A 7,390-nucleotide genomic window follows, 5' to 3' on the forward strand; every position below is an offset into this window, starting at 1 on the left:
CGAGCTTATATCGTATACGAAAACTGGAAAGACCAATCAACCGGCCGGGAACAGTGTCCGGACAAGGCGAAGAACAGGGGGAAGGAGGCGCAGCTTGCTGCGCCGGTGGCCGGTGCCGGCCGGGTTCAGGGCAGGCGCTTGTCGCTGCGAATCTCGCGCACCTCGACATCCACCACGTCGGTCTCGCGCGCCGCGGCGGTGCCGGGCTTGGCCGCGCCTGGCCAGGCGGCCTGGGACGAGAAGCGCTGGAAGCGGCCAAACACAACCGGTTTGGGCTTCTGGCCGGTGATCAGCGAACGCAACAGGCCCAGCGCCAGCAGGACAAGGCCGGCCAGCATCAGGCTGACCGCGAAAATCGCGGCAAAGGTCCACAGGACCAGGCGCAGGAAAAAGGACAGGACGCGGCTGAGGAAGCTGGGCACGTGAGGGTTTCCCGTAAGAGTCAGATCAATCTATATGCGGGCAGATGCCGCCGCTTCAAGCCGGGTACATCGGGCGCAGGCTGCCGGTGGATTACCAGCGGATGCCGAGCTTGCCAAACAGCTTGCTCAGCACGAACAGCGGTCCCACCCAGAGGTACTGGATGTCTTCGAGAAACGAAGGCTTTTTGCCTTCGAGCTTGTGGCCGACAAACTGCAATATCCAGGCGCCGACAAAAATCGCCAGCGACAACGGCAGCACACGCGCACCCATGGCGTGCACCAACGCCAGCAGGATGGCCGACCAGAGCGCCATGGTGCCCAGAAAAACCAGCGACAGCCGCAGGTAATACACCATGCTGGCGGCGATAAACAGATAGGCGACCCAGGGGTGCAGCGCAAACATCATGCCGAGCAGACTCAGCATGATGAGCGGGATCGCAATGAAGTGGATGAGCTCGTTGGTCGGATTCTGGTGGCTTTCGCCGTAGTGGGCGAGCAGGCGGTCCACCTGGCGCGGACCGTCGGATGTAGCGGATGTGTCGGGTGTGCTGCTGGGGTTCATGGGGCCTCCGGTGCCGCGGTCGAAAAGCCGCCGCTAGCAGGTCACTGTAAGGGATCGCCGCGGTTTGCGAAAGCAGGGGAATTACTGCATTTTTGCCAGCCGATGCAACTGTTCGTCCAGCGCATCGGGAATTGTCAGCCCCGACTGCCCGGCTTGCTGTTCCAGGGCGATTCTGCGCGCGCCGGCCAGGCGCACGCCGTTGTCCACCAGCATTTCCGTGATCAGCGTTTCCATGCGCTCGCAATAAACATCCTGGCCCGCCAGCGCGCCCGGGTTGATCACGACAAAGGCCTGGCCGAGGCGCGGCGCGTTGCCCTCATCGACAAAAAATGAGGACGCTTCAAAGCCGAACTGCGCACCGAGCAGAGCCGTGACCAGCAGCTCGACGATCAGCGCCAGCATGGCGCCCGCCAGGCCGGCTGTCGGGTCGGTGGTGGCTGCACCGTCGGCCCGGCCGTGCGCCTCGGCACGCACCAGCGCTTTCGCGGTGCTGGCCGCCATGACCTGCCCCGCGCCCGCTTGGCGCAGCGCCTGCACGGCAGGGCGGCGGCGCCGCGCCGCCGGGCTCAGGCCAGCAGGGCCTGCGAAAATTCCCGGGCGTTGAAGGTTTCGAGGTCTTCGAGTTTTTCGCCGACGCCGATGAAATAAACCGGCACCGGCCGCAGGCCGGGCGAGGCCTTGGCGCGCTCCCGCGACCACAGTGCAATGGCGGCCAGCACGCCGCCTTTGGCCGTGCCGTCGAGCTTGGTCACGATCAGGCCGGTCAGCTGCAGGGTCTCGTCGAAGGCCTTGACCTGGCTCAGCGCGTTCTGCCCGGTGTTGCCGTCGATCACCAGCAGCACTTCATGCGGTGCCGTGGCATCCGCCTTGCTGACGACACGTTTGATCTTGCGCAGCTCTTCCATCAGGTGCAGCTGGGTCGGCAGGCGCCCGGCGGTGTCCACCAGCACCACGTCCTTGCCGCGTGCCCTGCCGGCGCTCACTGCATCGAAACTCACGGCGGCCGGATCGCCGCCTTCCTGGCTGACGATCTCCACCATGTTCCGGTGGGCCCAGACTTCGAGCTGCTCCCGCGCCGCGGCACGGAAAGTGTCGGCCGCGGCCAGCAGCACCGACGCGCCTTCGTTGGCCAGGTGGTGTGTGAGCTTGCCGATCGAGGTTGTCTTGCCCGCACCATTGACACCGGCCACCATGATGACCGTGGGCTTGTATTCGCCGATCACCAGCGGCTGCTCCAGCGGCTTGAGCAGTTGTGTGAGCGCCTCGGTCAGGATGTTCTTCACGGCCACCGGATGGGTGACGCCACTGTCTTTCACGCGTCGTTTGACTTCATCGAGCAGGTAGGCGGTGGCGCCGGTGCCGGCATCGGCCATCAGCAGGGCCGACTCCAGGTCTTCGTACAGCGCGTCGTCAATGCGGTTGCCGGTGAACACGCCGGAAATGCTGGCGCCGGTCTTGTGCAGGCCCGAGCGCAGCTTGCTGACCCAGTGCTCGCGGCTCGCCGGTACCGCGCCGGGCAGCGGAATGTCGATGGGCGTGACCAGCGCACTGCCGATCAGGCCGCCGCTGGGCAGCGCCGGCGCGGCTGCAGCCGGGGCTGCAGCGGGTGCCGCAGCGCCGGGCACGGCAGGCGGTGATGCTACTGCCGGCGCGGCTTCAGCGGGGGCAGGGGGCTTTTTTTTCTTGAAGAAACTGAACATTGGTTGTGCTTTGGAGTCACACTATTCTATGAAACACACCACACAGGATTTCATGGGCATGTTTATCCGGTTTCCGGCACCCTCGCGCAACACCCTTCTCCCCCTTGTTCCCCTGCTCTTCAGCTTCTTGCTGACCAGTCCCGCGGGGGCCCAGACCGCTTCCCCCGGCACCCCTGTCACACCCGTCACCCAGTTCCAGCTGGCCAATGGCCTCACGGTCATTGTCAAGACTGACCGGCGCGCACCCACCGCGGCCCACATGCTCTGGGTGCGGGTCGGCTCCATGGACGAGGTCGATGGCGCCACCGGCGTGGCCCATGTGCTGGAACACATGATGTTCAAGGGCACACCCAGCCTGAAGCCGGGTGAATTTTCACGCCGTGTCGCGGCGCTCGGTGGCCGCGAAAACGCGTTCACTTCCCGGGATGCCACCGGTTATTACCAGCAGATTCCCTCGAACAAGCTCGAAGAGGTGATGCGCCTGGAAGCCGACCGGTTTGCCCGCAACCAGTGGGCCGACGAGGAGTTCATCAAGGAACTCGAGGTCGTCAAGGAAGAACGCCGCCTGCGCACCGAAGACTCACCTCGTGCGCTGATGCACGAAGCCGCCAACGCCATGACCTTCGTGGCGTCGCCTTACCGGCGTCCTGTCGTGGGCTGGATGAGCGACCTCGAGGCCATGACGCCCGACGATGCCCGCGCGTTCTACCGGCGCTGGTATGTGCCGGCCAATGCGGCCGTGGTGATTGCCGGCGATGTGGATGTGGCGCAGGTGCGGCGGCTGGCGGAAAAATACTATGGCGCCGCGGTGGCCCGTCCGGTGCCGCCGCGCAAGCCGCGCATCGAGCCGGTGCAAAGCGGACTGCGCAGGATGGACTTCAAGGCGCCGGCCAGCCAGGCCTATGTGAGCCTGTCCTACAAGGTGCCGGGTCTGCAGTCGCCGGCGACCGCCGCGCCGGCCACGGCGGACGCCTTCAACCGCGATGCGCTGGCGCTGACGGTGCTGGCCGCCGTGCTCGACGGTTACAGCGGCGCGCGGCTGGAACGTGCCCTGACCCAGGGTGACAACCGGCTCGCCGACAGTGCCGGCGCGTCCAACGGCTTGATGGGTCGCGGTCCGCAGGTTTTTGTGCTCGATGCGGTGCCGGCCGCTGGCAAAACTGCTGACCAGGTGGCCGACGCCCTGCGCCAGCAGGTGGCGCTGATTGCCCGCGAAGGTGTCGGCGAGGCCGAACTCAAACGTGTCAAGACCCAGTGGGTGGCCAGCGAAACCTACAAACTCGATGCGCTGTTCAGCCAGGCCCGCGGGCTGGGCGCCTACTGGGTCAACGGCCTGCCGCTCGACACCGACGAGCGCCTGATCAGCCAGTTGCGCAGCATCAGCAGCGCCGAAGTGCAGGCCGTGGCTGCGCGTTATTTCAGTGACGACCAGCTGACCCTGGCCAACTTGCTGCCGCAGCCGCCCGATCCGGGGCGCGTCAGACGTGTGCCTGCCGCGGGGCTGCGGCATTGAACGCGGGCCGCCCGCACGGGGCTTTTTCTTCCACCCTGTCTTCTTCGGGAACCGTTGTGAAAAGTGCTATCAAAAAAAGAGCTTCTGGCGCGCTGCTGATGGGGGCTGCAGCCATTTTTTATCCCATGTTTTCATGGGCCGCGATTCCGATACAGCACTGGACGCAGCCCGGCGGCGCCAGGGTCTACCTGGTCGAAAGCCCGGCCATCGCCATGGTCGATGTGCAGCTGGACTTCGATGCCGGCAGCCGGCGTGTCGCGGCCGACCAGGCCGGTCTGGCCGACATCACGGCCTCGCTGCTCTCCAAGGGCGTGGCGGCACGCGGCGGCGAGCCTGCGCTTGATGAAAATGCGCTGGGCGAAGCCTGGGCCGATCTCGGTGCGCAGTTCGGCGCATCGGCGGGCTCCGACCGCTTCAGCTTTTCACTGCGCAGCCTGACCGAGCCCGACCTGCTGGGCCAAGCCATGCGGCTGGCCGCGCGCCAGATCGCCGAGCCTTCGTTTCCGGAGCCGGTGTGGCAGCGCGACCGCCAGCGCATGCTGGCCCAGCTCAAGGAGGCCTACACCCGGCCCGCCTACCGGGTGGCCCGCGCCTTTTCCGAAGCGGTGTACGGCAGCCATCCCTACGGCCATGAAACCAGCGAAGCCAGCCTGGCGCGCATCAGCGTGGCCGACATGCAGGCTTTCCATGCGCGCTACATCACGCCCTGCCATGCCCGGGTCAGCATCGTGGGGGCCTTGACGCGCGCGCAGGCCGACACGCTGGTGTCGGGCCTGCTCGCGCGCCTGCCCCAAGGCGACTGCGCGGCGGCCCCGCCTTTGCCGGCGGTGGCCGAGGTGGCGCCGCTGGAGCGTGCGCAGGCGATCACCATTCCGTTTGACTCGGCGCAGGCGCATGTGCTGATGGGCCAGCCCGGCTACAAGCGCAACGACCCTGATTTTTATGCCCTCACGCTGGGCAACTATGTGCTGGGCGGCGGCGGCTTTGTCTCGCGGCTGACCGAGGAGGTGCGCGAAAAGCGCGGCCTCAGCTACAGCGTCTCCAGTTATTTTTCACCGGGCCGCCATGCCGGTGCGTTCACCGTGGGCCTGCAGACCCGGCCCGACCAGGCCGCGCAGGCCACCGCGGTCGCCCGTGAGGTGGTTGCAAAATTTGTCGCCGAAGGCCCGACGCAGGCCGAGCTCCAGGCCGCCAAGGACAACCTGATCGGCGGCTTCCCGCTGCTGATCGACAGCAACCGCAAGCTGCTCGGCAACCTGTCCAATATCGCCTGGAACGACTTGCCGCTCGACTACCTGGACACCTGGACCGACCGCATCGCCAAAGTCAGTGTGGCGGAGGTCAAGGCCGCGTTTGCGCGCAAGCTGCAGCCCGAGAAAATGGTGACTGTTATCCTCGGAGCTACTTCCCAGTAAACGGCACGTCCTTTTATGGGATCGACCCCAAGCGCCGCAAATGAAATACACCCCAGCCTCCGACAACAAATCTCCCAAACCTGCCGCGCCGCGACCGAAATCGGGCAAGGTGGTGGGCCGCAAGTCCGTGCCGCCGGGCGAAATCCGCATCATTGGCGGGCAGTACAAACGCACCAAGCTGCCGGTGGCCAACAAGCCCGGCCTGCGCCCGACGCCCGACCGCGTGCGCGAGACCCTGTTCAACTGGCTGGGCCAGGACCTGACCGGCTGGCGCTGCATCGACGTGTTTGCCGGTACCGGCGTGCTGGGCTTTGAGGCCGCCTCGCGCGGCGCTGCCGAGGTGCTGCTGTGCGAGCAGGATGCCGGCCTGGTGGACCAGCTCAAGGCACTGCAGGCCAGGCTGCACGCCGACATGGTGCGGGTGGAGCGCGGCGATGGCGTCGCCGTCCTCAGGCGGGCATCACCGGCCAGCATGCAGCTGGTGTTCCTGGACCCGCCGTTTGACTCGCCGCTGTTCGAACCCGCACTCAAGGCGGCGGCGCAGGTGGTGGCCGACCCCGGTTATGTCTACCTCGAGGCGCCGCAGGCCTGGACCGACGAGGCCTTGGCCGACTACGGCCTGCAGCTGCATCGCAGCGGCAAGGCCGGCGCGGTGCACTTTCACTTGCTGGTGCGCATGGGCGTTTCACTGGAAGGCGCGTAGCCCTGCAAGCGGCAGGGACACCCGGCACCACGGTCAGGCGGGCATAATTGCCGCATGGCGACAAGCACCCCGAGTTCCCGTGTGGCGGTTTATTCCGGCACCTTTGACCCCTTCACGCTCGGGCACCAGGACATCGTGCGCCGCGCCGCCGGGCTGTTTGACCGGCTCATCATCGGTGTGGCGGTCGCGCACCACAAGAAAACGCTGTTCAGCCTGGAGACGCGCCTGCAGCAGGTGCGCGAGGAAACGCAGGGCATGGCAAACGTCAGCGTCCTGCCTTTCGACGGCCTGATCATGGATTTTTGCGCGGCCCAGCAGGCGCTGGCCGTGGTGCGCGGCGTGCGCAACCTCACCGATTTTGACTACGAGGCGCAGATGGCCGCGATGAACCGCAAGCTGCGGCCCCAGGTGGAAACCGTGTTTTTGCTGCCGGACGCGCCGTTGCAATGCATCAGCGGCACCTTGGTGCGCGAGATCAGCAAGCTCGGCGGCGATGTGGGCCAGATGGTCAGTTCCAATGTCGCCATCGCCCTGCAGCAGGCGCAGAAAGGGGGCTGACCATGGCCTTGCTGATCACCGACGAGTGCATCAACTGCGACGTGTGCGAACCCGAATGCCCGAACCAGGCGATTTACCTGGGCAAGGAAATCTACGAGATCGACCCGAAGCGCTGCACCGAGTGTGTCGGCCATTTCGATGAGCCGCAGTGTGTGCAGGTGTGCCCGGTGGCGTGTATTCCCGTCAACCCGGCCTTCATTGAAGACCGGGAAACGCTCTGGCAGAAGTACCAGCGCTTGCAGGCGGAGCAGCCTGTGGCGGCGGTGGCAGCGCGCTCTTCATAGTCTTTTGGCCTCCAGCCCTTGTCTGGCGGGCGCAATCAGCTATTTAATTTATAGCGTTTCATGTTTTGGCTTGTCATCCCGGACTTGATCCCATAAGCGCTAACTTAAAGATTTACTTTTGAGATATCCTTCGGCTGTTGCATCAGCAAAGTTGGAGGCATCCCATGGAGCAGTCGGCAGAGCAGTCTCAGGAAGAGGTGATCGGACTGGGTGAGGATTGGCGCCTCGTGGAG

At 65.5% G+C, this 7,390-nt stretch carries 9 protein-coding genes; 5 read left to right on the plus strand and 4 right to left on the minus strand.

The window, feature by feature from the left end:
• Positions 1 to 125: 125 nt before the first annotated feature.
• From B7G53_RS09050 to ftsY, 4 genes are all read right to left on the minus strand, one after another.
• Positions 126 to 422 carry a hypothetical protein gene (locus B7G53_RS09050; RefSeq protein ID WP_096666750.1) on the minus strand — a complete coding sequence of 99 codons (297 nt, stop codon included), beginning with the start codon at positions 420 to 422 and terminating at the stop codon, positions 126 to 128.
• Positions 423 to 513: 91 nt separating this feature from the next.
• A complete protein-coding gene (locus B7G53_RS09055) occupies positions 514 to 984 on the minus strand; it encodes an Mpo1 family 2-hydroxy fatty acid dioxygenase (protein ID WP_096666753.1) in 471 nt (156 codons plus the stop codon).
• 81 nt (positions 985 to 1,065) lie between these two features.
• Entirely contained in the window at positions 1,066 to 1,485 is a 420-nt protein-coding gene (locus tag B7G53_RS09060; protein ID WP_096666805.1) for an Ldh family oxidoreductase, read from the minus strand.
• 65 nt (positions 1,486 to 1,550) lie between these two features.
• Positions 1,551 to 2,684, minus strand: coding sequence for a signal recognition particle-docking protein FtsY (gene ftsY / locus B7G53_RS09065; protein ID WP_096666756.1), 1,134 nt, complete (start codon positions 2,682 to 2,684; stop codon positions 1,551 to 1,553).
• A 28-nt stretch (positions 2,685 to 2,712) separates the two neighbouring features.
• Here ftsY and B7G53_RS09070 point away from each other — a divergent pair, with 28 nt between their 5' ends.
• The 5 genes from B7G53_RS09070 to B7G53_RS09090 are packed head-to-tail and all read left to right on the plus strand — an operon-like array spanning position 2,713 to position 7,157.
• Positions 2,713 to 4,197 carry a M16 family metallopeptidase gene (locus B7G53_RS09070; RefSeq protein ID WP_255249953.1) on the plus strand — a complete coding sequence of 495 codons (1,485 nt, stop codon included), beginning with the start codon at positions 2,713 to 2,715 and terminating at the stop codon, positions 4,195 to 4,197.
• 56 nt (positions 4,198 to 4,253) lie between these two features.
• Positions 4,254 to 5,612, plus strand: a complete 1,359-nt coding sequence (locus B7G53_RS09075) for a M16 family metallopeptidase (RefSeq protein ID WP_096666759.1) — start codon at positions 4,254 to 4,256, stop codon at positions 5,610 to 5,612.
• A 40-nt stretch (positions 5,613 to 5,652) separates the two neighbouring features.
• The gene (rsmD, locus tag B7G53_RS09080) at positions 5,653 to 6,315 is read left to right on the plus strand and encodes a 16S rRNA (guanine(966)-N(2))-methyltransferase RsmD (RefSeq protein WP_096666762.1); all 663 of its coding nucleotides are present in this window, start codon (positions 5,653 to 5,655) and stop codon (positions 6,313 to 6,315) included.
• A 54-nt stretch (positions 6,316 to 6,369) separates the two neighbouring features.
• Entirely contained in the window at positions 6,370 to 6,873 is a 504-nt protein-coding gene (gene coaD, locus B7G53_RS09085) for a pantetheine-phosphate adenylyltransferase (RefSeq protein WP_096666765.1), read from the plus strand.
• A 2-nt stretch (positions 6,874 to 6,875) separates the two neighbouring features.
• On the plus strand, positions 6,876 to 7,157 hold the full coding sequence (locus B7G53_RS09090; RefSeq protein WP_096666768.1) for a YfhL family 4Fe-4S dicluster ferredoxin: 282 nt from the start codon (positions 6,876 to 6,878) through the stop codon (positions 7,155 to 7,157).
• The last annotated feature ends 233 nt before the right edge of the window (positions 7,158 to 7,390 follow it).

Origin of the sequence: Polaromonas sp. AET17H-212 (genome assembly GCF_002379085.1) — a bacterium.
In the GTDB taxonomy this organism is placed as follows: Bacteria; Pseudomonadota; Gammaproteobacteria; order Burkholderiales; family Burkholderiaceae_C; genus Polaromonas.